The following is a 19,998-nucleotide window of genomic DNA, read 5'->3' on the forward strand; positions in this document are numbered from 1 at the left end:
AACCCCAAATCAAAAAGCAACCAAGTCGTAACCAATTAGGATTGTTGACGAATAATCGGGGGTACGGCAGCAACGCCCTGCAAAACACACCCCTCCAGAGCTCGCCCCAGAAAGAGCTGGACTGTTGCTATAAACCACGCATCACTGGACCCACGCCCGAGCCATTCGGGCGCTCCTCAGTACCGGGGTTCGGCATCTCGCTGACCCAAGATCAGAGGAGGAAATACATGTCCAAATCCAAACAAACCAAAATTGACAAGGTGCAAGCTTTGTTGCGCCGCCCGAGTGGCGCCAGCCTTGAGGCGCTCTGCAAAGCAACGGGATGGCAGCCTCATTCGGCCCGAGCAGCTCTAAGCGGTCTGCGGAAAAAAGGCGTCACAATTGAACGGCGCGAATCCGACAAACCACATGGTTTTTCCACATATCACCTGACGGCGGTAACAGGAGAAGAGTCATGACTAAGACGAGCGATGTTGCCGATCTCGCCGCCATGGGTCGATCGGATCTGGTCACGCTTTGGCAGCAACTTTTTGATCAACCCGCCCCCACCATGCTCAGCCAACCCTTCCTGCGCCGTTTTATCGCCTTTGAGATGCAGTCCCGCTGTCATGGCGGGCTAACCCGGCAGGTCAAAGCCGCGCTGGAAAAGGGCTCTGAGAAGAAACCCCGGCCTACATGCCCTGCTCTTAAACCCGGCGGGCGCCTGCTGCGCGAATGGAATGGCATGACCCATGTGGTCGATGTGACAAGGGATGGTTTTACCTGGAACGGTCGGTCCTATCGCTCGCTCTCGGCCATCGCTCGGGAGATTACCGGCGCGCATTGGTCGGGGCCGCGTTTCTTCGGGCTCACCGGCAAGGGGGCCAAATGAGCCCGCGCCGCAAAATCAGATGCGCCATCTACACGCGCAAGTCGTCCGAGGATGGACTGGACCAGGACTTCAATTCACTAGACGCGCAATATGAGGCCTGCGCGGCCTATATCGCCAGCCAGCGACACGAAGGTTGGACCCTTTTGCCAGACCGCTACGATGATGGCGGGCTGTCCGGCGGCACACTCGAACGCCCCGCCCTTCAGCGCCTTATTGAAGAGATCGATGCCGGGCGTATTGACATGGTGGTGGTCTACAAGATCGACCGGCTGACCCGTTCGCTCGCCGACTTCTCCAAGCTGGTCGAACGGCTGGAACAGGCGAACTGTTCCTTTGTGTCCGTCACACAAGCATTCAATACCTCATCTTCCATGGGTCGGTTGACCCTCAATGTGCTATTGTCCTTTGCTCAGTTTGAACGGGAAGTCACCGCCGAACGTATTCGCGACAAAATCGCGGCGTCCAAGAAAAAGGGGTTTTGGATGGGTGGCAACCTGCCTCTGGGCTATGATCGCCACCCCGACCCAAAAGCAAGAACACTGGTGGTGAATGAGGAGGAGGCCGGAACGGTCCGGCATCTCTTTCGGCTTTATGGCGGGCTGGGATGCCTGCGCAAAGTAGAAGAACGGGCAACGGCAGACAACCTGCGGTCGAAGCGGGTTGTTTGGGCGGATGGAAGCATAAAAGGGTATTTTCCACTGTCACGGGGTCAAATCTATTACCTGCTGCGCAACCCGGTTTATCTCGGAAAAATTCGCCACAAGGATAAGATCTGGGACGGGCACCACCCGGCGATCATCGACCAAGGCGATTGGGACCGGGTGCAAGAGAAGATGCGGCAGGCCTCCAATCGTTCTCGGGCACGCGGCGGCTCCGATACGCGCCAACATTCCAATGACCCCGGCGCCTGGCTCACCGGTCTGCTGCAGGACGAAACTGGTGATCGGTTGACGCCAACCCACACCACGCGCACAGGCCGACGGTTGCGCTACTATATCTCCAACAGACTGATCTCGGGCGGCAAGGATACTTCCGGCTGGCGACTGCCCGGCCCTGCGCTGGAAAACGCGGTCATTGATGTCATCGTCAGACATCTGCAAGACGCCGCCGCCGCGCATCAGGTACTGGCGCAGCCGGAGGCCGGGTCAGCCGAAGCTGTCCAGACCTCAGTTGCAGATTTAGTAACCCGACTTCAACGCCAAGGCGGTCAGGTCGGCGCTGCTCTTCTGGCCAAAGGCAAAATTGCACCAGGTCAGATCGACCTCGAATTGAACCCCAAAACTCTGGCAAGCGCAGTTGGCATTGCTGCGGACCATCTGCACCCGGATCTCACCCACGTCACCGCATCTTTCGGTCTGCGCCGCCGCGGCGTCGAGGCCAAGGTCATCGCCGGAGATATGGCACCCCAACCTGATGCCCACCTCCGGTCCATGCTGATCCGCGCCCATGGCTGGGCGCGCGATCTAAAAGCCGGAGTTCAACTGATGGAGATCGCACGCCGCGAAAGCGTCCCCGGCGCCTTTATCCGTACCCGCGCTCAGCTCGCCTTTCTCTCACCGAAGATTCAGGCCGCGATTCTCGACGGCACCCAGCCGCCCGAACTCACACTCAAGCGTCTGGTCAGCAAGACCCACCCACTTGATTGGACCGAACAGGAGCGACAGCTCGGTTTCTGACACCTCCAGATCCGGCGTCCCTGATACAGGGTTCGCCCTCCCTGATCCGTCAGCACAATTCCCTGTTCCCACGAGAAAATTCCCTGCTCCACCTTGTAGGGAATTTGCAACATAAACCTCTGTAAAACATGCAGTTCTGACAGGTGAAATGACAGAACTCAGACCCGTTTCGCGAAAATTCCCTGTAAATTGCCGGGTATCAGGGAAATCTGGCCCAAAGCGACCCCGCCAAAATGCGACACTGAGACTGGCGCCTGAATTGTCCTCTGATTGTACAGTCTGCTCCGTCTCTGATTGAAACCGCATGCGCCAACTCGCGGGAATTGCGACACAATTCTGGATCAGAAAGTACAACTGAAGTGAGACAGGTATGAGTGGCGGGGAGACAGGGATTCGAACCCTGGGAACGCTCTCACGTTCAACGGTTTTCAAGACCGCCGCATTCGACCACTCTGCCACCTCCCCGCGTGAGGCTGGGTCTAAGGCCATCGCGAACCGGTGGCAAGTCCAAATAGGGAATTCTTGCCGAAGCGCTTGCTGCGGTCTTTCCATGACACTTTGCCCGCGTTATGATCCGCACGAAAGACCGGAGCAGGCTGGCAATACAGAACCAGCACACGGCGGGTCTCGGGAGACGAGGCCCAATCAGGCAAGGGATGACAAAATGAAGCGAGCGACTGAGAAACGCGCACAACCGCGAGCGTTAGCGGCATTGGCCGTTATGTCCGTGGTTTTGGCTGGTTGCGACGAGGCGCTTTCCCCGGACAATGTCTCGGCAGATGCCCAAAGTTCCGAAGCCCAGGCAGACGGTCGGACCGACCTTTTCCCCATACCCGCCGGTAGCCCCAAAGATGATGTAGAAGCACCCGAGGTGTTTCAGTTGTCCGAGCCCGGACTATGGGACGGTCGCCCGTCACTGGGCGGTATATGGGTTGCCCACCCGGATGTGACGCAGCCCGAACGCGTGCGCGTAAAAAACACCAAGAACAACAAAACTGTCACCGCAGCGCTGTTCCGTCGCGAGAGAAACCTGCCGGGACCTGAGCTTCAACTTTCCTCGGCCGCTGCAGAAAAGCTAGGCATACTGGCGGGCGCACCCACAAAGGTTGATGTTGTAGCTCTGCGCCGCAAAGCACCAGAACCTGTTGAAGAAAAGCCAGCGACCGATGAGACCGCTGCCGAAGAGACGCAAACAGCAATTGCGGATGAGCCCAATACTGACGCCGCCGAAATTGAGGTTACCGAGACCGAACAGCCTGAAAAACTGAAGTGGTGGCAGCGCAAAAAACCAGCCGCCGCAGCTGGGGGTGCGACCGCGGCCGCAGCAGCCACCGTTGCCGCGACCGACACTGCAACCGACACCACCGCAGAAGCAGCAACCGAAGCTGTCGAAGCCGCCGCAGAGACCGAAAAGCCGACAAAGCCCAAGTGGTGGCAACGCAAGAAACCTGCCGCTGCAACCGGTGCCGCGACAGCGGCTGCTGATGCCGCGACCGACGCTGCAGCGGAAACGACAGCAGAGGCGGCTGAAACCGTCGGTGAAGCTGAACCTTCGGCTTCCCTTGTGGACCCCGAGGTTACGCCCCCGACTGAACAACCTGAAAAGCGTAAGTGGTGGCAAAAGAAAAAGCCCGATGAAATCACCGAAACGCCGCTGGACCCAATCGCAGGCGCTGCTGCGGCGATCGACGCAGCCGAACCCACACCGGTCTCGACGGCCGCTGCCACAACTGCAAGTGCTTCGGCCGCTACAGGAGCTTCGGTTTCATCGCTGTCCAAGCCCTATATTCAGATTGGCACATTCGGAGTCGAAACCAACGCCAACAGTGCGGCCAACAAAATCCGCCGCAACGGGATGCCTGCCGAAGTGCGAGAGCTGACGTCGAATGGCAAAAAAGTCTGGAGGGTCCTCATCGGACCCGCGACGACCCGTTCGGAACGCAATGCAATGCAACGTGATGCCAAAGACCTTGGCTTTGGCGACGCGTTCACTGTCAAAAACTGAAACAAAGGAGGCCCCCGTGCTGTCCTCACTGCGATCATCTGTTTTGACCCTCGGGTTGGCGCTGTTTGCCCTGCCCGCCAATGCTTTCGACACAACCGCACGCGCGGCCTATGTGATTGATCAAACGACCGGAACGGTTCTGCTGTCCAAAGAAGCAGACCAGCCACTACCGCCTGCATCGATGTCCAAACTGATGACGCTCTATGTCGCATTTGAGGCGTTGCGCGATGGTCGCCTGACCTTAGGTGAAACTCTGCCCGTGTCGGAACACGCCATGAGTTATGGCGGTTCGACCATGTTCCTGAACACGCAGGATCGTGTCAGCGTCGAGGATCTGCTGCGCGGAATCATCGTGTTGTCTGGTAACGACGCATGCGTGGTGATTGCCGAGGCGCTGAGCCCCGACGGGACCGAGGCCGGGTTTGCCCGCTACATGACACAGCGCGCCAAGCAGATGGGCATGGACAACTCGAACTTCGCCAACTCGAACGGTTGGCCAGCAGCGGGCCACATGATGTCAGTCCATGATCTTGCCGTCCTGGCCGATCGGCTAATCAGCGACTTTCCCGAGTACTACCCCTTGTTCGCGGAAGAAGAGTTTGAATTCGATGGCCGCGCGCCATCCAACAAACGCAACCGAAACCCTCTGTTGAAACTGGGGATCGGGGCCGACGGCCTGAAAACCGGACACACGCAAGAGGCAGGCTATGGCCTTGTCGGTTCGGCCAAACAGGGCGACCGTCGTGTGGTCTTTGTCCTGACTGGCCTCGATAGCACCGCCCGCCGCGCAGAGGAGGCTGAGGCCGTGGTTAACTGGTCGTTTCGCAATTTTGTCGAGAGGACAGTTGCCGACGCAGAAACGCCGATAGCCGAAGCCCGGATCTGGATGGGAGCGGAAAAAACCGTCGGGCTGGTGCCCGAAGAGGATCTGAACCTGCTGTTCCCTGTTCTCAATGACAAGAATGTTGAGGCCGAAGTAGTATATGAGGGCCCAATCAATGCGCCCGTAGAAAAGGGGCAAAAGCTGGCTGAGCTGGTGATTACGCCAGAAGGCTTGCCGGAAATCCGTCGCCCACTGTTTGCGGCCAACGATGTGCCTGTGGGCGGGTTTGTCGTGCGCATGAAAACCGTAGGCGGTATTGTTCTGGAAGACGTGATCGGCAATCCGCTGGAGGCAATGTGACGAAGGCCGGGTTGTTTCTGACTTTCGAAGGGATTGACGGGTCTGGGAAATCATCACAAGCGCGTATGCTTGCGGATCATTTGCGCAACCTCGGTCACGATGTGGTTCTGACCCGCGAACCCGGCGGGTCCGCTGGCGCTGAAGAAATCCGAAGCCTCGTACTGGAAGGCGATCCGGATCGCTGGTCAGCGGAAACGGAAATCCTGCTGTTCACCGCTGCGCGCCGTGATCATCTGGAACGAACGATCAGGCCCGCGCTGGCCGAAGGCAAAGTGGTAATCTGTGACCGTTTCGCCGACAGTACCCGCATGTATCAGGGCCTCTCGCGCGGCGACCTTCGAGGATTGGTCGATCAGTTGCACAAGTTGATGATCGGACGCGAACCTGACCTTACCATTTTGATCGACATGGACCCCGAAACTGGCCTGTCCCGCGCCAAGGGTCGTCAGGGAACAGAAGAACGGTTCGAAGATTTTGGTCTGGATCTGCAACAGCAGATGCGCGCGGGTTTTCTGGCCCTCGCAGACGAATTTTCCGATCGCTTCCGCGTCATTGACGGTAACCGGGACATGGACAGTGTTGCACAGGATGTGACAGATATCGTTCTGAAAGCATTGCGATAGACGATAGATGAGCGACGACACCCCTACCCCGGATCAGGCCCCCGGTGCACCGCACCCACGCGAAACGCAGCGCCTGTTTGGGCAGGACGCAGCGCAAGAGGCGTTTCTGAGCGCCTACAATTCTGAACGCCTGCACCATGGCTGGTTGATCACAGGTCCGCGCGGCGTGGGCAAAGCAACACTGGCCTGGCGGATCGCGCGTTTTCTGTTGGCGACGCCTCCTGCGGATGATGGCGGACTGTTTGGTGCCCCACCTCCGCCTGATAGCCTTGAGATTGATCCGGAACATCAGGTTGCGCACCGTATTCTGGCCGGTGCTGAACCCGGCTTGGCGGCGATCACCCGGTCGCTTAACGATCAGGGGCGATTGCGCAACGAAATCGTTGTGGACGATGTCCGAAAACTGGGAAAGTTCTTTGGGCTGTCCTCGACCGATGGCGGCCGCAGGGTCGTGATCGTGGATTCCGCCGACGAGATGAACGTAAGCGCAGCCAACGCGCTGTTGAAGATGCTGGAGGAACCTCCGGCCCGGACCACGCTTTTGTTGATCTCTCACCAACCGTCACGCCTTTTGCCGACGATCCGATCCCGGTGCCGGACACTGCGTTTGTCCCCCCTGGGGCCTGAGGACATGCAGAATGCATTGGTGCAAACCGGTGCGCAACTGCCCGAAAATACAGAACATCTGGCCGCCCTGGCCGCCGGTTCTGTGGGTGACGCAGTGCGCCTGATCAACCTGGGCGGGCTGGACATTTACGCCGAACTGATCGCCATTCTGGGCACTCTGCCCCGCATGGATCGCCAGCGCGCGCTGGCCTTGGCCGAGGCTGCCGCCCAACGGGGTGCCGCCGAACGGTTCGAGCTGTTGCTGACTCTGATCGATATCGCCCTGTCACGGCTTGCACTGACCGGTGCGACAGGTGCAGCCCCGATGCCTGAGGCCGCGCCGAACGAGGCTGAAACTCTCGCCCGCCTGTCGGCAACACCTAATCAAGCCCGCAAATGGGCAGAGGTTGCCGCGGTGATTACCGCACGCGCGCGTCATGGGCAGGCTGTGAACCTTGACCCTGCCGCTCTGGTCCTAGATACGGTATTCAAGATACAGGAAACCGCCGGTCAGAGCAGATGAGCGATACCCCCGAAATTACCGACAGCCATTGCCATCTGGACTTCCCCGATTTTGAAGGTCAGCTGGATCAGATCATCACCAACGCCGCCGAAGCTGGCGTCTCCCGAATGGTGACCATCTGTACACGCTTGCGGAATGAACCAACCGTCCGCGCCATTGCCGAAGCCCATGCCCCGGTGTTCTACGCTGCAGGAACGCACCCGATGAGCGCGGCTGACGAGCCAATGGCAACGATCGACGAACTCGTTACCTTTTCTCAGCATCCCAAATTTGTTGGTATTGGTGAAACAGGACTGGACTATCACTATACTGCCGACAGCGCAGAGGTGCAGAAGCAGTCGTTGCGAGTACATATCGAGGCAGCTCAGCGCACCGGTCTGCCGCTGATTATTCACGCGCGTGCGGCCGATGACGACATGGCCCGCATTCTGGCCGAAGAACATGGAAATGCGCCCTATTCCTGCGTGATGCACTGCTTTTCCTCATCTGCCGAACTGGCCCAAGCCGCCCTTGAACTGGGGTTCTATCTATCGATGTCCGGCATCGCGGCATTCCCCAAAAGCCAAGAACTGCGCGATATCTTCGCCAGCGCCCCGGTTGACCGCATCCTTGTGGAAACCGACGCACCATATCTGGCCCCGCCCCCTTATCGCGGCAAAAGGAACGAGCCGGCTTACACCGCCCACACAGCGCGCAAGGGCGCCGAAGTGTTCGGTATGGATTACGCTGATTTCGCCGCGCAGACGCAGACTAATTTCGACCGGTTGTTCACTAAAGCCGCGATCTACAAGGCGGCTGCATGACCGAAATACGTTGCACCATTCTGGGCTGCGGGTCTTCTGGCGGCGTCCCCCGGCTGGGCGGGCATTGGGGAGATTGCGATCCCGAGAACCCCAAGAACATCCGCCGCCGCTGTTCGATGCTGGTAGAGCGTTACGGGCCGAACGGAACAACCTCCGTGCTGATCGACACCACCCCTGATATGCGCAGCCAGCTGCTCGACAGTGGGACTGGGCGTCTGGACGGGGTCATCTATACCCATTCGCACGCGGACCATGTCCACGGCATCGATGACTTGCGCATGATCGTTTTCAATATGCGCGAACGGGTGCCTGTCTGGGCTGATGGAGATACGCAGAACGCCTTGTTGGGGCGGTTCGGTTACGCCTTCATTCAACCCGAGGGATCGCCCTATCCACCGATCCTTGATCTGAAAACCATTGACGGCCCGTTCGAGGTTGACGGCCCTGGCGGGCCGATCCTGTTTCATCCATTCAAGGTCAACCACGGCTCGATCGACTCGCTGGGTTTCCGAATTGGCAAACTGGCGTATCTGCCGGACGTCGCGGAAATCTACGATGACGCCTGGCCGATGATGGAGGGGCTGGATTGTCTAGTGATCGACGCCTTGCGTCGAAAACCACACCCAACTCATGCCCACCTTGAAAAGACACTGGGCTGGATCGAACAACTGAGCCCGAAGCGCGCAGTCCTGACCAACATGCATATCGATCTGGATTATGCCACGGTCGAGGCGGAAACCGCCGATTACATCACGCCTGCCTATGACGGAATGGTGATCCATCAGGCACTTTAAGACCTCATGCAGCCGACTTAGGCCTCTGCAGTCTCAAGCCGGCCCAGCCTGCAAAGCGGTGCCATGCTCCAAAGTCTGATCGACGTCATTCTACCGGTTTTCCTTGTGATCGGAGCAGGCTATGCCTCGACCCGGTTGGGATACTTCAAGGAAATCCACATCGACGGGTTGATGAAGTTCACCCAAGGCTTTGCGATCCCCTGCCTGCTGTTCCTTGCGATCTCACATCTGGATCTGAGCGCCAGTTTTGATCCTCGACTAATGGCCAGCTTCTATACTGCAGCTGGCTTGTGTTTCACCGCTGGCCTGTTTGGTGCACGGCTCATCTTTCGCCGCGATTGGGAAGACTGCGTCGCTATCGGTTTCTGCTGCCTGTTCTCGAATTCGGTTTTGTTGGGTCTGCCGATTACAGAGCGTGCCTATGGCCCGGAAAACCTGACTGGAAACTATGCGATAATCGCCTTCCATTCGCCCTTTTGCTATGGCGTTGGCATAACGGTGATGGAGGTCATGCGAAACCGTGGCCACGGCGGCACCCGGATGTTCAAGTCCATCCTTTCAGCCATGTTCCGCAACGCGCTGATCCTGGGCATTGCTCTTGGCTTTGCCGTGAATCTGTCGGGCCTCAATGTGCCTGCCGTCGTGGACGAAGCCCTGAGCCTTGTGACCCGCGCCGCCTTGCCCGGCGCACTGTTCGCGCTTGGCGGCGTGCTTGTGAAGTACAAACCCGAAGGCGACCTGCGCGCCATTGCCTTCGTCTGTGCAATTTCCCTGATGCTGCATCCCAGCCTTGTCTGGTTGTTTGGCTCAACGTTCGGGTTGCCGCAGGACCTGTTCCGCTCGGGCGTGCTGACTGCTGCGATGGCGCCCGGATTTAATGCGTATATCTTTGCGAATATGTACGGGCGGGCGAAACGGGTCGCGGCCTCTTCGGTCTTGGTCGGAACCGCCGTCTCGATCCTGTCGGTCTGGTTTTGGCTGACACTATTGGGGTAGCGGCGCGCACGCCGGATTGACTTTCCCGCAATCGGCGACATCTATCGGAAAAACCACAGGAAGAACCAACATGCCGAACGCCTTAATCGTCGCCCACGGCCAACCCTCGGATCCTGCCCCTGCTGAAGCTACGCTGGCGGCTTTCGCGGCCGAGGTCGATGGGTATTGCGATGGGCTGAGCGTTTGGTCCGCGACCCTTGCGGCACCTGGAAAGCTTGAGGCACGGTTGGATGAGCTTCCCGAAGATATTGTGATTTATCCTCTTTTCATGGCCAAGGGGTGGTTCGTGACAAGTGCGCTACCTAAGCGACTTGGCGATAGAAAAGCCCGAATCCTGGATCCGCTGGGCGTTGATCCTGACCTCCCTGCTTTGGCTGCGAAGGCGTTTCGAGAGACCCTATTGGGCAAGGGTTGGGATGCGGCTAAAACTGATCTGGTTCTGGCCGCACACGGATCGGGTCGCAGCCGTAACCCATCAGCTGTCGCCATTGAATTTTCCAAAGAACTAGCGAGGTTTGTGACGTTCCAATCGATCCGAGTCGGGTTTGTGGAAGAGACCCCATCCATTGCCGAGGCCGCAACCGGGGCTGATAATCAATCTCTGTGCCTGCCTTTCTTCGCCTGCACCGGTGGGCATGTTCGGGAGGACGTCCCGCAGGAACTGAAGCGAGCGCGATTCAATGGACACGTGATGCCGGTTGTCGGAGATCTTCCGCCCATCAAACGCCATATCGCCGAAATTCTGAGCCGGGCTTTTTCGCAGGATTAACCAAAATACCCGCCCTACGCGGGGCCCAAGGTCATTGCGAGCTGGCCGGTCTCAACCCATTGGCCGCAAGCGCCGAGTACAGACAGTGTCGCGACCGTCCCTGCCGCTTTGCCTCGTACAGCGCCTGATCGGCCGCGTTCAGAACTTCTGCCGCGTCCGGCGTGCCAAACTGCGTGGACAGAGCTGTTCCGATGCTTGCCGAAATCTTACACGGAATGCCCTGAAACATCATGGGCTGGCATAGCCGACTGATCAGGCGCCCTGCTATTTCGGACAGGGTGTTTTCGTCGACCAAGCCTTTAAAAATAATAACGAACTCATCACCGCCGATCCGGGCTACTGTGTCCTCATTTCGTGTCTCTTCCTCCATAAGGCGCGCGGCCTGTTGCAGCACAAAGTCCCCTGCGGCATGGCCAAGGCGATCATTGACGCTTTTGAAGTAATCCAGATCAAGATGCATAAGCGCGAAAACGGAGTTTCCGGAGATTAAGTGGCCCAGTACCACATCCATCGCACGGCGATTTTTCAACCCCGTCAACATGTCTGTTATGGCCTGCTCTTCCGCAGCCAACATGGCCCCCTGCAATCGCAGATTCAATGAACGCGATGCCTCCATCGCGGCTGTTTTCGCCTCAACCAGATACAGCAATTCAATCGCCAAATCCGTGCCAGAGAAATCTGCGCTGGTCAGGGCGTAGTCACGAACTGCATCCAGTATCGAAATCCCGAAGGATAGGTTGATGATGGTCCCATTCCCCTTTGGCAAGGGTGCGATTAGCCCGGTCAGCGCTGTCCGGGGTTCATCGTGAAATTTCAAATGCACTTTTCCACCGGTCAAAGACAGCAGCCCCGCAATCTTTGTAACTGTTCGCGGCCGAACCAGTTCAAAGACGTCCAAAAAGTCTCGACCCCGCATCGGGTGATCCGGGCGAAGCTTTTGCAACGTCGGCCCGGCATTCACGATCCTGCCCTGATCATCCACCATCACAAACATGGGGCATAGCGTGACCAAAAGGGCCGAGAGTTCAGAGGTTTGCATCATGATTTGCGTGCCCCTAGATCGAAATGACGCCCTTCGGCGAACGCGCTTTCGATCAGAACGATCGTGATGACCTCAGCGTCGCCGCACTGCCCTTCATGCGAAAGCATGGCCAACGCTCCATAATCGTCTGCAATTGCCCGCAATACGCCGACCATCACGCTGGAATAGCCTGGCAGACCGGGGTAGCAGTACAAGTGATATTCTGCCGGTGACACCTCACGCAATTCCAGCATTGGCAGGCGCAGATCGGATACTGCAAGGCGGGCACGATCTGACAAGTCATCCAGCGAGTGCAGAAATTCGACATATGTCACACCCCCGAACCGAAGCAGTCGGCGCAAATCTTCCATATTGGGGTGCGACACCAGATAGGTTCCAAGATCCTCCAGTATCTCAGCACGCGGGCGTTTCAGGTCAGCGCAAAGCGCGTCCAAGACCTGTCCGGTCATGGCGTCATCATATACCAGCATTGCCTCAAACTCGGTTAATCCCAGCCCCGCGGCCTCGGTCACCCGAAGCCAGCAAGGATGTCCGTAAGTCGCGCAAACAAATGACTGTATTGCCCGATTGATCAAACCATGCATGAGATGCCCCAAATTGGTTACGCCCCAATCTGGTCAGATAATCCTTAACAAATAGCCAAAAAAAGCGATGCGCTGAGGAGAATTTGGAAGAGTCTCATTATGGAAGTATTTGTTGTCGCACTAGAAATCTGTCGGCGCGCCACCTTCGGCCTTTCGGCGGGCGACGAAATCCGCCAGCTCCTCGCGGATTCCGTCATCTAGCGGCGGGGGCTCAAAGCTGGTTACAATTTCCTTGAACATGTGGTGGGCGCGCTCTGCCGTCCAGATACCACCGGCCACGTCCCAACCTTCGTAGTTTTTCCAATCACTCAGGAAGGGTTGATAGAATGCAGAGGTGTAGCGGTCCTGGGTATGCTGGACGCCAAAGAAGTGACCATCGTTTCCAACGGCCTTGATCGCATCCAATGCGATTTCGTCAGGGCCTGTCGCGGTGACCTCGGGCTGCATATACCTTTGGATTTGCTGCAAGATCTCACAGTCCATGATAAATTTCTCGGGGCTGGCGATCAGCCCGCCCTCAAGCCACCCGGCCGCGTGATACACCATGTTGGTGCCCGATTGCACCGCAGCCCAGAGCGAGTTCGATGTCTCCCAAACCGATTGCCCGTCTGGCACGTTCGCGGCACACACGCCTGATGAACGCATCGGCAGACCATAGTAACGCGCCATCTGGCCGGTCATTTGGGTCGAGCGCATGTACTCAGGTGTCCCAAACGCAGGTGCGCCGGATTTCATGTCAACGTTGGACGTGAAGGTCCCGACAACACAGGGAATTCCAGGTCGGACATATTGGAACAGCGCGATTGCGCAAAGCGCCTCGGCCAGAGATTGCGCAACCGCGCCCGCCATCGTAACCGGCGCCATCGCACCTGCCAGCGTGAACGGAGTCACGACAATCGCCTGCCCGCGCCGCGCTAGGCGCAAACAGCCGTCAATCATCGGATGATCATGTTTCAACGGCGAGGTCGAGTTGATATTGGTATACATCCTCGGGGTCGCCTCGAACTCTTCATGGCTGTGACCCCCAGCGATCCGCACCATCTCCATCACGTCCTCAACTCGCTCTTTGCCCAGCGAATAGGCGTGCATTGCCTTGTCGGTGAGCGTCAGCTTGTCATAGAGAACGTCCAGATGCCGGACGCTGGCGTGGATATCGACAGGCTCAACCGGGTAGCCCCCGGCAAAGTGGATACAGTTGAAATACTGCGTCAGCTTCAGCAGATTCCGGCACATCTCACGGTTACCGGCCACCTTGGTCCCGATCTCAAGATCCCAGTAATTCGGCGGAGAGGAGACGTTCCCGAACAGCAGGGTTTTGCCACCAACCTCAATCGTCTTGTCAGGGTTTCGTGGCGTGATCGTAAACTTTGACGGCGCTTTGGCCACCATTTCCATCACGAAATCCCGGCCCATGCGAACGTTGTCGCCATTGATCGTACAGCCGGCCTCTTTCAGGATGCCGAGGGCTTCTTCGTTGTAAAACTCGATACCGATCTCTTCGAGGATGCGCATTGCTCCTTCGTGGATCGCTTCGATGCCAGCTTGATCCAGCGGTTCGGTGGGTTTGTCGATGTTGATTGGCGGATTCCACGGCATTTGGTCGATCACCGCGCTGCCCCTGCGTGCTGCGGCACCGGCCCGTCCCCCTCCGCGACGTTTGCGAGTTTGTGTGTCAGCCATTGGAACCCTCCGGAACTTGCTTTCTTCAAGCAAGCCCCGAAGTCAGGGCAATCGCCGCTCTGTCTGCGACACACTCTGTCGGTTTTTCAACTCGAACCGTCGAAATCGGCCATCAGTTGGTCAGTTTTCGGCCAACCAGGCGGGAATGTGACCGATATCTGGGAGCACCACATCCGCCATCGGCGCAAGCGCTTCGGCCGGGGCCAACCCGGTCAGCACCCCGATTGTGGTCATACCAGCGGCACGCCCAGCCTGAAGGTCATGCAAACTGTCACCAACCATAGCCACACGAGCCGGTTCGACGCCGACATGCGCGGCAAAAGCGATCAATTGCCCTGGTCCAGGTTTGAACCCATGGCCGCTATCGTACCCGGCAACAAAATCGAAGTGATCGCGAATCCCGACTGAAGCCAGATGTTGCAACGCGGGCATTTCCCCGTCATTCGTGGCCACACCTAATTTAAGGCCCGCCTCCCGCAAAGCGTCCAGGAATGGAACCAATGGAACAGCCGGGGCCTGCGTCGCCGTCGCCGATTCCATGTTGAGAATGTCGACTAGCTCATCGCTGGGCATATCCGGGAAAAACGGCGCGAGGGCTTCGGCGATCTCTTCAACGGTCCCTGCAATTACAATGCTGTCGTCGGAATATTTCTCAGTGATCGGATCAAAGCCGATGGCGCGACCAAGTTCGGCCGCGCGCTTTGGGTCCCCGTTTGACATCTTTTCCAACACGCTGCGTCCGAAACCACCCCAAGTGTCCGCGAAGTCAAATAGTGTTCCGTCCTTGTCGAACAAGATCGCGTCGATGGGCATTGCATGCTCCTGTCAGTGTATTGTTTCATGTCCAGTGAACATCACCGCCACCAGACAATACAGCCCGTGCCTGACCCGGCAGATCATAGGGCACGGAATTGGCGTCACAAAAAGCGATCACCCACGAATCGTCAAGCATCAAGAATTCAAGAACCGAACTCAGGAATTCCGCCTCTGATGCGCGGGCCCGCAAATCATCGGTCGATGCGCCCGTCGAGCCCAGAAAAATCGGCAGCAACTCGTCATTTCCGACCAGCCACCCAAGGACGTTCAGGGCAAGCGTTTCGGCGGATTGGGCGGTGATCGGCATAAAAAGGCCTCGGAAGTGCAGTTGGAAAGGGTTTGTTAACCAGACTCATAAACACTTTGGCAACGCATGCAATCAACGGTGACTGATATGTCCGTGCAGGGAACCATCCTTGTCCTCGACGGGACTTCGACCAATCGCATTATGCTAAAGGTCCAGTTGACGGCGGCGTGGTATCACGTGGTTCAGGCTGAAAAGCTGCATGGTCTGGCCGGGCTACTGCGGCGAACGCACCCCGATTTGGTGCTGGTTGCACAAACGTTGCCCGACGGCTCGTCAGCAGACGTCAAAAGACTAGTGGTAGCCAACCCGGAACTGGGGGATGTTCCGGTCGTCGCGATCGCGCCGCAGAACGACAAAGCCGCAAGACTGCAAGCATTGGCAGACGGGCTGGATGATGTGCTGACCGCCCCCTTCAAGGACACATTGCTCTTGGCCCGAATTCGCAGCCTTCTGCGCGCGCGTGCTGATACTCAAGAGCTTCAATTAGGCAACGGATCGCACCCAATTGGATTTGCTGAACCGGCCGCCACGTTGATTGCCCCGCCCAAACAGGCTCATGTGGCCATACTTACCCAAACTGCCAGGATCGGAACACTGTGGAAGACCGCGTTGTCGGGGCGATCGCGACACAGCCTCAGAAACCATCTGGCTTCGAACATGCGTGCATTGTTGTCAGGATCGGTGCCAGACGCGATCCTGATCGAAATCGGAACAAGCGCCGCGGGTCTGAATACACTGGCCGATTTAAAGTCGAGGGGGGCAACTCGGCACACGGTTTTGATCGCCGTCTTGGCGGATCACGACGCCGGATTAGCGTGCGAAGCGCTGGATCGTGGTGCCGACGCCGTTTGCATGGACGGGTTCTGCGCCGAAGAGGTTCAGTTGCAACTAGACAATCAGGTTGCGCGAAAGGCACGCATGGACCGGATGCGCGCTACGTTAAAACGTGGGCTTGCCGAATCGTGGGTTGATCCGCTGACCGGGCTGCACAATCGTCGCTATGCCATGCAAGCGATGAATCAGATGGCGCGGCAGCCTTCGCGAACCGGTCACGGTTTTGTTGTGATGCTGGCAGATCTGGATCACTTTAAGACCATCAATGACCGCTTTGGGCACGTCAGCGGCGACCGGGTTTTGACCGAGGCTGCAATGCGCATGAAGCGTACGGTTGGATCAGCTGGGTTTGTCGCGCGTATTGGGGGAGAGGAGTTTATGATTGGCCTGCCCGACAGCTCTCCGACTGGGGCGATAGAATTGGCCAAAACCCTGCGCGACTGTATCAGCAAAACACCCTTTTCTCTGCCCGATGCTTCAGCCCCGGTGCCCGTGACCATCAGCATCGGCCTGACGGCTCCAAATCCGCCCCTGACCCATAGCGAGCCGTTGGAACAATTGCTGAAATCGGCCGATAGCGCACTTTACGCAGCCAAGAAGGCGGGCCGCAATCAAGTAAGGGTCAGGCAGAGCGCTGCCTGAAACCTTCAGTCCTTTTTCTTATGGCCACGCGGACCTCGTTTGACGACCTCTTCCAACCGATCGGCATAGACCAAACGTTCTTCATCGCTCATGGCGACGACCCGCGCCAGCCACTCTTGCTGCAGGGCATCCTGCAGGTCCGCCATGGATTGCGCCTGCTGGTCCAACAGGGCCTGAACATCCGCCGCTTCGAACGGGGTTGCCCGTAATGCAGCGCTGAGTTGTGCAAAATCCTGGGATCGGTTGTTGGCCCCTTTTTTGTGACGGTCGAATAGCTCGCCGCGCATAGCTTTCCGCTCTTCTTTTGGCAGCGCACGATACAGCGCCGAGCCGAAGCCCGGTGGTGATTTTGCATGATCCCCGCCTTTGACCCGCAGCACGGTCCCCAGCGCGACGCCGACAACCAGCAGGTTCAAGGCCAGCGAGATGACAAGCAAAACTGAAATCCAGCGGCTTTTGGGTTTGGGGCTATCGCTCATTCGGCGTCCTCCAGAAAACTCGTATCCAGACTTAGGTCAGCGACTACGAAACTAACATCCTCTGCGTAAATGTAGTTGGCGGGATCGGGCAGAAACTCCGGTGCTGAAAAACCGATCCAGACACCTGCCATGCTGGCCGCAACCAAACCGCCCATTCCCTGCCAACCGCCCAGACCGGTAAGCAAGCGTGCCCAACGAGGGGCTGCCTTAGGCTCATCTGGTTGCAGTCGGCTCAACCGAACCGATTCTGCGTCGGTGAGAATCCGCACGGCCAAGTCATCCGGCAACTCCTGACGGTCTTGTCGGGCCTGGGCGAACAACAGATCCAGATTGTCTTTGTCTTCAGTCATCGTCATACCCCAGTTCATCACGTCGTCCGGCCAGAATCGCCGTTAACGACCGTTTTCCTCGTGCCGTCAGACTTTCCACCGCTTCCACCGAGATTCCCATGATCCCCGCGATTTCGGGGTTGGGCAATTCCTCAATATGCCGCAAAACAACGGCTTGCCGCTGCCGTTCGGGCAACTGTGACAGCGCCGTTTGCAGCGCGTCCTTGCGAGCGGCATCCTGCAAGCGATCCGCCGCACTAGCCTCTTCATCTTCGGGCTCTGGCACATCGGCCAACCGGTCCGGCGTCTTTTTGCGGCGTAGATCAACGCACAGATTCAGCGTCACACGATAAAGCCATGTCGAAACTTTGGCCTGACCAGGCACCCAATCGGGTGCCATCTGCCACAGGCGCATCATGGCCTCTTGCGTGACATCCTCGGCCTCAGCGCGGTTGCCAAGAAACCGAAGCGCCACCGACAGGCTGCGTGGCGCAAGCCGATCAGTAAGCACGCGTGCCGCTGCAGCATCGCCATTGGCAAACTGCCTGAGCAACGCATCGTCACCCGGTTCGTTCGCGGCGTAATCCACGCCGCGAACGTCTTGTGGAGCAGAGGTCAGGTCCTCCATCCCGCATTAGCTGTCGTCAGAGTCCGCATTCCCACGTTTCTTGTGGCGTTTACCCATTCTGTCTTTTGCATCGGCAAATTCCTCTTCCGAGATGGCGCCGTCGTCGTTTGCGTCGATCCGGTCAAACATCTTGTCAGCACGGCGCGGCTTGGGCAACTCGTCCTCGCTCAGAAACCCATCCTTGTTGGCATCGTTGCGTTCAAACATCTTCGTAACACGATCGTTGACCTTTTGTTGGCCGGCGGCCTGCATCTCTTCTACGCTCAGCTGGCCATCGCCGTCTGTGTCGGCGTTAGTGAAACGCTGATTCCGATGAGCCTGCATTTCTTCCTTGGTCACCTGCCCGTCACCGTTCGCGTCGAGCTGTTGAAAGGTCACAGGTTCGCGATCTTTACCGCCTGCGGCCAAAACGGACGTGCCGGTGATTGCCAGTGCTGACACAACGATTGCCGGAATGAATTTGGCGCTTTTCATATCGTTTTTCCCTTGTTTTCGCGGCGCCATTGCCGCTGCTTACATAGGTTCAAACGCAGCAGACTGAGCATTCCGTCGCGGGAATCGAAATATTTTTCAAAACGCCTGAGCGATGCAAAGCGACGCACCCCCTTTCCCGGTAGGCCAAACAAGCGTTATACCCTCATCATTGGAACGCGCGAGTATCAACATGACAGATCAAACGATCGACACCACCGACGTGGAAGACCGCCCGACAAAGCCTGCATTGGTCAAAGGGTTCCTTTGCCGTTGCCCCAATTGCGGTGAAGGCAAACTGTTGCACAGCTACCTCAAGGTAAACGACGAATGTTCGAAATGCGGAGAAGAGCTGTTTCACCATCGCGCCGATGACGGCCCGGCCTATCTGACGATTTTGGTGGTGGGTCACCTCTTGGCGCCGGCGCTGCACGTCTCTTACGTCCATTGGCGGCCCGAACCCCTGACGATGTTCCTGATCTTCGCCTTTGGCTGCACAGCCCTGTCGCTGTTTTTGCTGCCTCGATTGAAAGGGGCAGTTGTCGCCTATCAATGGGCCCGCCGTATGCACGGCTTTGGCCAGTCCAAGTGATTCCGGATCGCGCGTTGGGCAACGGATGACGGTGGACAAAACAGCTATACGGAACGCAGCGACGGTCATTGTTCTGCGGGATCGTCTGACTAATCCGTCTATTTTGATGGGACAACGCGGCGCGAATGCCGCGTTTATGCCCAACAAGTTTGTGTTCCCCGGCGGCGCTGTCGACGCATCTGATGCAGACGTGGCGCTTGTCACGGATCTACCTACTGTGTGCCGGGAACGTCTTGCTGAACAGTCGCAAGCCGGGTTGCAAACCGCCTTGGCCGTAGCCGCTATCCGAGAACTGTGGGAAGAAACGGGCCTGATCCTAGGCCAGCCTGATGACTGGGCCGGCCCGCTGACCGAAGACTGGGTAGCTTTTGCGCAGATGGGATACCGCCCATCCGCACAGGCACTTCAGTTCGTCTTTCGGGCTGTCACCCCGCCGGGACGACCACGCCGGTTCGATGCGCGTTTTTTTCTGGTAGATGCTGCAGAAATTCAGGGCGATCTGGACGATTTCAGCCGTGCCTCGGACGAGCTGTCGCATCTGCAATGGGTTGCGCTGGATCGGGCGCGCGAATTCGACCTGCCGTTCATTACCGAGGTCGTGCTGGCCGAAATCGCGGCGCGGGTCACAGATCCAACACCGCCCAAATCCGTCCCGTTCTTTCTGAATACTGAAGAGGAAAACCTGTTCCTCAGGCTTCGTGGCTATCCCATGCCCGAAGCGGACTGAGGGCCATTGGCCCCCAGT

The 19,998-nt window shown here is 57.9% G+C and carries 23 protein-coding genes and 1 tRNA gene; 14 read left to right on the forward strand and 10 right to left on the reverse strand.

Annotated elements, in window-relative coordinates; genetic code table 11:
* Nucleotides 1–227: 227 nt before the first annotated feature.
* The 3 genes from GOW92_RS04705 to GOW92_RS04715 are packed head-to-tail and all read left to right on the forward strand — an operon-like array spanning nucleotide 228 to nucleotide 2,547.
* Nucleotides 228–458: a DUF3489 domain-containing protein gene (locus GOW92_RS04705; protein WP_170558428.1), complete on the forward strand. Its 231-nt coding sequence runs from the start codon at nucleotides 228–230 to the stop codon at nucleotides 456–458.
* On the forward strand, nucleotides 455–871 hold the full coding sequence (locus tag GOW92_RS04710) for a DUF2924 domain-containing protein (RefSeq protein WP_170558430.1): 417 nt from the start codon (nucleotides 455–457) through the stop codon (nucleotides 869–871). Before GOW92_RS04705 ends, GOW92_RS04710 begins: the two co-directional genes overlap by 4 nt.
* A complete protein-coding gene (locus tag GOW92_RS04715) occupies nucleotides 868–2,547 on the forward strand; it encodes a recombinase family protein (protein WP_170558432.1) in 1,680 nt (559 codons plus the stop codon). Before GOW92_RS04710 ends, GOW92_RS04715 begins: the two co-directional genes overlap by 4 nt.
* Before the next feature lie 375 nt (nucleotides 2,548–2,922).
* Here the strand turns inward: GOW92_RS04715 and GOW92_RS04720 are convergent.
* Nucleotides 2,923–3,012 (reverse strand) — tRNA-Ser (locus GOW92_RS04720).
* Between the two features lie 199 nt (nucleotides 3,013–3,211).
* Between GOW92_RS04720 and GOW92_RS04725 the strand changes: the two genes are divergently transcribed.
* The 8 genes from GOW92_RS04725 (at nucleotide 3,212) to GOW92_RS04760 (ending at nucleotide 10,849) form a co-directional block, all read left to right on the forward strand.
* On the forward strand, nucleotides 3,212–4,552 hold the full coding sequence (locus GOW92_RS04725; RefSeq protein ID WP_170558434.1) for an SPOR domain-containing protein: 1,341 nt from the start codon (nucleotides 3,212–3,214) through the stop codon (nucleotides 4,550–4,552).
* Nucleotides 4,553–4,568: 16 nt separating this feature from the next.
* Nucleotides 4,569–5,735: a D-alanyl-D-alanine carboxypeptidase family protein gene (locus GOW92_RS04730; RefSeq protein ID WP_368040247.1), complete on the forward strand. Its 1,167-nt coding sequence runs from the start codon at nucleotides 4,569–4,571 to the stop codon at nucleotides 5,733–5,735.
* Entirely contained in the window at nucleotides 5,732–6,358 is a 627-nt protein-coding gene (gene tmk / locus GOW92_RS04735; protein ID WP_170558438.1) for a dTMP kinase, read from the forward strand. Before GOW92_RS04730 ends, tmk begins: the two co-directional genes overlap by 4 nt.
* Nucleotides 6,359–6,365: 7 nt before the next feature.
* Complete coding sequence (locus tag GOW92_RS04740; RefSeq protein WP_170558439.1) at nucleotides 6,366–7,487, forward strand: DNA polymerase III subunit delta'; 1,122 nt, start codon at nucleotides 6,366–6,368, stop codon at nucleotides 7,485–7,487.
* Nucleotides 7,484–8,290 (forward strand): TatD family hydrolase, encoded by an 807-nt coding sequence (locus GOW92_RS04745; RefSeq protein WP_170558441.1) that lies wholly within the window; start codon nucleotides 7,484–7,486, stop codon nucleotides 8,288–8,290. The genes GOW92_RS04740 and GOW92_RS04745 overlap by 4 nt, the downstream gene beginning before the upstream one ends.
* A complete protein-coding gene (locus GOW92_RS04750; protein ID WP_170558443.1) occupies nucleotides 8,287–9,084 on the forward strand; it encodes an MBL fold metallo-hydrolase in 798 nt (265 codons plus the stop codon). The genes GOW92_RS04745 and GOW92_RS04750 overlap by 4 nt, the downstream gene beginning before the upstream one ends.
* Nucleotides 9,085–9,147: 63 nt before the next feature.
* The gene (locus GOW92_RS04755) at nucleotides 9,148–10,080 is read left to right on the forward strand and encodes an AEC family transporter (RefSeq protein WP_170558445.1); all 933 of its coding nucleotides are present in this window, start codon (nucleotides 9,148–9,150) and stop codon (nucleotides 10,078–10,080) included.
* Between the two features lie 70 nt (nucleotides 10,081–10,150).
* On the forward strand, nucleotides 10,151–10,849 hold the full coding sequence (locus GOW92_RS04760; RefSeq protein ID WP_170558447.1) for a CbiX/SirB N-terminal domain-containing protein: 699 nt from the start codon (nucleotides 10,151–10,153) through the stop codon (nucleotides 10,847–10,849).
* Nucleotides 10,850–10,880: 31 nt separating this feature from the next.
* Here GOW92_RS04760 and GOW92_RS04765 read toward each other — a convergent pair whose 3' ends face one another.
* From GOW92_RS04765 to GOW92_RS04785, 5 genes are all read right to left on the reverse strand, one after another.
* Nucleotides 10,881–11,891 (reverse strand): GGDEF domain-containing protein, encoded by a 1,011-nt coding sequence (locus tag GOW92_RS04765; protein ID WP_170558449.1) that lies wholly within the window; start codon nucleotides 11,889–11,891, stop codon nucleotides 10,881–10,883.
* Nucleotides 11,888–12,475 (reverse strand): heme NO-binding domain-containing protein, encoded by a 588-nt coding sequence (locus GOW92_RS04770; protein ID WP_170558451.1) that lies wholly within the window; start codon nucleotides 12,473–12,475, stop codon nucleotides 11,888–11,890. The genes GOW92_RS04765 and GOW92_RS04770 overlap by 4 nt, the downstream gene beginning before the upstream one ends.
* Nucleotides 12,476–12,595: 120 nt before the next feature.
* Nucleotides 12,596–14,155 (reverse strand): trimethylamine methyltransferase family protein, encoded by a 1,560-nt coding sequence (locus GOW92_RS04775; protein ID WP_170558453.1) that lies wholly within the window; start codon nucleotides 14,153–14,155, stop codon nucleotides 12,596–12,598.
* A gap of 120 nt (nucleotides 14,156–14,275) precedes the next feature.
* Nucleotides 14,276–14,968: an HAD family hydrolase gene (locus GOW92_RS04780; protein ID WP_170558455.1), complete on the reverse strand. Its 693-nt coding sequence runs from the start codon at nucleotides 14,966–14,968 to the stop codon at nucleotides 14,276–14,278.
* A 25-nt stretch (nucleotides 14,969–14,993) separates the two neighbouring features.
* Nucleotides 14,994–15,278 carry a DUF3572 domain-containing protein gene (locus GOW92_RS04785; RefSeq protein ID WP_170558457.1) on the reverse strand — a complete coding sequence of 95 codons (285 nt, stop codon included), beginning with the start codon at nucleotides 15,276–15,278 and terminating at the stop codon, nucleotides 14,994–14,996.
* An 87-nt stretch (nucleotides 15,279–15,365) separates the two neighbouring features.
* On the opposite strand from GOW92_RS04785, the gene GOW92_RS04790 reads away from it, so the two are divergent.
* The gene (locus GOW92_RS04790) at nucleotides 15,366–16,754 is read left to right on the forward strand and encodes a diguanylate cyclase (RefSeq protein ID WP_170558458.1); all 1,389 of its coding nucleotides are present in this window, start codon (nucleotides 15,366–15,368) and stop codon (nucleotides 16,752–16,754) included.
* Between the two features lie 5 nt (nucleotides 16,755–16,759).
* Here GOW92_RS04790 and GOW92_RS04795 read toward each other — a convergent pair whose 3' ends face one another.
* From GOW92_RS04795 to GOW92_RS04810, 4 genes are read right to left on the reverse strand one after another with little or no spacing between them, the layout of a single operon-like run.
* The gene (locus GOW92_RS04795) at nucleotides 16,760–17,233 is read right to left on the reverse strand and encodes a periplasmic heavy metal sensor (RefSeq protein ID WP_170558459.1); all 474 of its coding nucleotides are present in this window, start codon (nucleotides 17,231–17,233) and stop codon (nucleotides 16,760–16,762) included.
* Nucleotides 17,230–17,583 carry a hypothetical protein gene (locus GOW92_RS04800; protein WP_254452897.1) on the reverse strand — a complete coding sequence of 118 codons (354 nt, stop codon included), beginning with the start codon at nucleotides 17,581–17,583 and terminating at the stop codon, nucleotides 17,230–17,232. The genes GOW92_RS04795 and GOW92_RS04800 overlap by 4 nt, the downstream gene beginning before the upstream one ends.
* Nucleotides 17,576–18,190, reverse strand: coding sequence for an RNA polymerase sigma factor (locus GOW92_RS04805; RefSeq protein WP_170558461.1), 615 nt, complete (start codon nucleotides 18,188–18,190; stop codon nucleotides 17,576–17,578). The genes GOW92_RS04800 and GOW92_RS04805 overlap by 8 nt, the downstream gene beginning before the upstream one ends.
* Nucleotides 18,191–18,196: 6 nt before the next feature.
* Nucleotides 18,197–18,664 carry an EF-hand domain-containing protein gene (locus GOW92_RS04810; protein ID WP_170558462.1) on the reverse strand — a complete coding sequence of 156 codons (468 nt, stop codon included), beginning with the start codon at nucleotides 18,662–18,664 and terminating at the stop codon, nucleotides 18,197–18,199.
* 190 nt (nucleotides 18,665–18,854) lie between these two features.
* On the opposite strand from GOW92_RS04810, the gene GOW92_RS04815 reads away from it, so the two are divergent.
* Together GOW92_RS04815 and GOW92_RS04820 are read left to right on the forward strand one after the other, a co-directional pair.
* Complete coding sequence (locus GOW92_RS04815) at nucleotides 18,855–19,253, forward strand: DUF983 domain-containing protein (protein WP_170558463.1); 399 nt, start codon at nucleotides 18,855–18,857, stop codon at nucleotides 19,251–19,253.
* Between the two features lie 25 nt (nucleotides 19,254–19,278).
* On the forward strand, nucleotides 19,279–19,980 hold the full coding sequence (locus GOW92_RS04820; protein WP_170558465.1) for an NUDIX hydrolase: 702 nt from the start codon (nucleotides 19,279–19,281) through the stop codon (nucleotides 19,978–19,980).
* The last annotated feature ends 18 nt before the right edge of the window (nucleotides 19,981–19,998 follow it).

The sequence above is a fragment of the Ruegeria atlantica genome (assembly GCF_013032505.1).
Lineage (GTDB): Bacteria > Pseudomonadota > Alphaproteobacteria > Rhodobacterales > Rhodobacteraceae > Ruegeria > Ruegeria atlantica_F.

Bases quoted from the DNA above. Each gene is read 5' to 3' on its own strand.
- GOW92_RS04820 (WP_170558465.1), top strand. From the start codon at position 19,279: ATGACGGTGGACAAAACAGCTATACGGAACGCAGCGACGGTCATTGTT.
- GOW92_RS04790 (WP_170558458.1), top strand. From the start codon at position 15,366: ATGTCCGTGCAGGGAACCATCCTTGTCCTCGACGGGACTTCGACCAAT.
- GOW92_RS04815 (WP_170558463.1), top strand. From the start codon at position 18,855: ATGACAGATCAAACGATCGACACCACCGACGTGGAAGACCGCCCGACA.
- GOW92_RS04795 (WP_170558459.1), bottom strand. From the start codon at position 17,233: ATGAGCGATAGCCCCAAACCCAAAAGCCGCTGGATTTCAGTTTTGCTT.
- GOW92_RS04780 (WP_170558455.1), bottom strand. From the start codon at position 14,968: ATGCCCATCGACGCGATCTTGTTCGACAAGGACGGAACACTATTTGAC.
- GOW92_RS04810 (WP_170558462.1), bottom strand. From the start codon at position 18,664: ATGAAAAGCGCCAAATTCATTCCGGCAATCGTTGTGTCAGCACTGGCA.
- GOW92_RS04775 (WP_170558453.1), bottom strand. From the start codon at position 14,155: ATGGCTGACACACAAACTCGCAAACGTCGCGGAGGGGGACGGGCCGGT.
- GOW92_RS04750 (WP_170558443.1), top strand. From the start codon at position 8,287: ATGACCGAAATACGTTGCACCATTCTGGGCTGCGGGTCTTCTGGCGGC.
- GOW92_RS04800 (WP_254452897.1), bottom strand. From the start codon at position 17,583: ATGACTGAAGACAAAGACAATCTGGATCTGTTGTTCGCCCAGGCCCGA.
- GOW92_RS04785 (WP_170558457.1), bottom strand. From the start codon at position 15,278: ATGCCGATCACCGCCCAATCCGCCGAAACGCTTGCCCTGAACGTCCTT.
- GOW92_RS04705 (WP_170558428.1), top strand. From the start codon at position 228: ATGTCCAAATCCAAACAAACCAAAATTGACAAGGTGCAAGCTTTGTTG.
- GOW92_RS04760 (WP_170558447.1), top strand. From the start codon at position 10,151: ATGCCGAACGCCTTAATCGTCGCCCACGGCCAACCCTCGGATCCTGCC.
- GOW92_RS04770 (WP_170558451.1), bottom strand. From the start codon at position 12,475: ATGCATGGTTTGATCAATCGGGCAATACAGTCATTTGTTTGCGCGACT.
- GOW92_RS04710 (WP_170558430.1), top strand. From the start codon at position 455: ATGACTAAGACGAGCGATGTTGCCGATCTCGCCGCCATGGGTCGATCG.
- GOW92_RS04755 (WP_170558445.1), top strand. From the start codon at position 9,148: ATGCTCCAAAGTCTGATCGACGTCATTCTACCGGTTTTCCTTGTGATC.
- GOW92_RS04715 (WP_170558432.1), top strand. From the start codon at position 868: ATGAGCCCGCGCCGCAAAATCAGATGCGCCATCTACACGCGCAAGTCG.
- GOW92_RS04725 (WP_170558434.1), top strand. From the start codon at position 3,212: ATGAAGCGAGCGACTGAGAAACGCGCACAACCGCGAGCGTTAGCGGCA.
- GOW92_RS04745 (WP_170558441.1), top strand. From the start codon at position 7,484: ATGAGCGATACCCCCGAAATTACCGACAGCCATTGCCATCTGGACTTC.
- GOW92_RS04765 (WP_170558449.1), bottom strand. From the start codon at position 11,891: ATGATGCAAACCTCTGAACTCTCGGCCCTTTTGGTCACGCTATGCCCC.
- GOW92_RS04740 (WP_170558439.1), top strand. From the start codon at position 6,366: ATGAGCGACGACACCCCTACCCCGGATCAGGCCCCCGGTGCACCGCAC.
- GOW92_RS04805 (WP_170558461.1), bottom strand. From the start codon at position 18,190: ATGGAGGACCTGACCTCTGCTCCACAAGACGTTCGCGGCGTGGATTAC.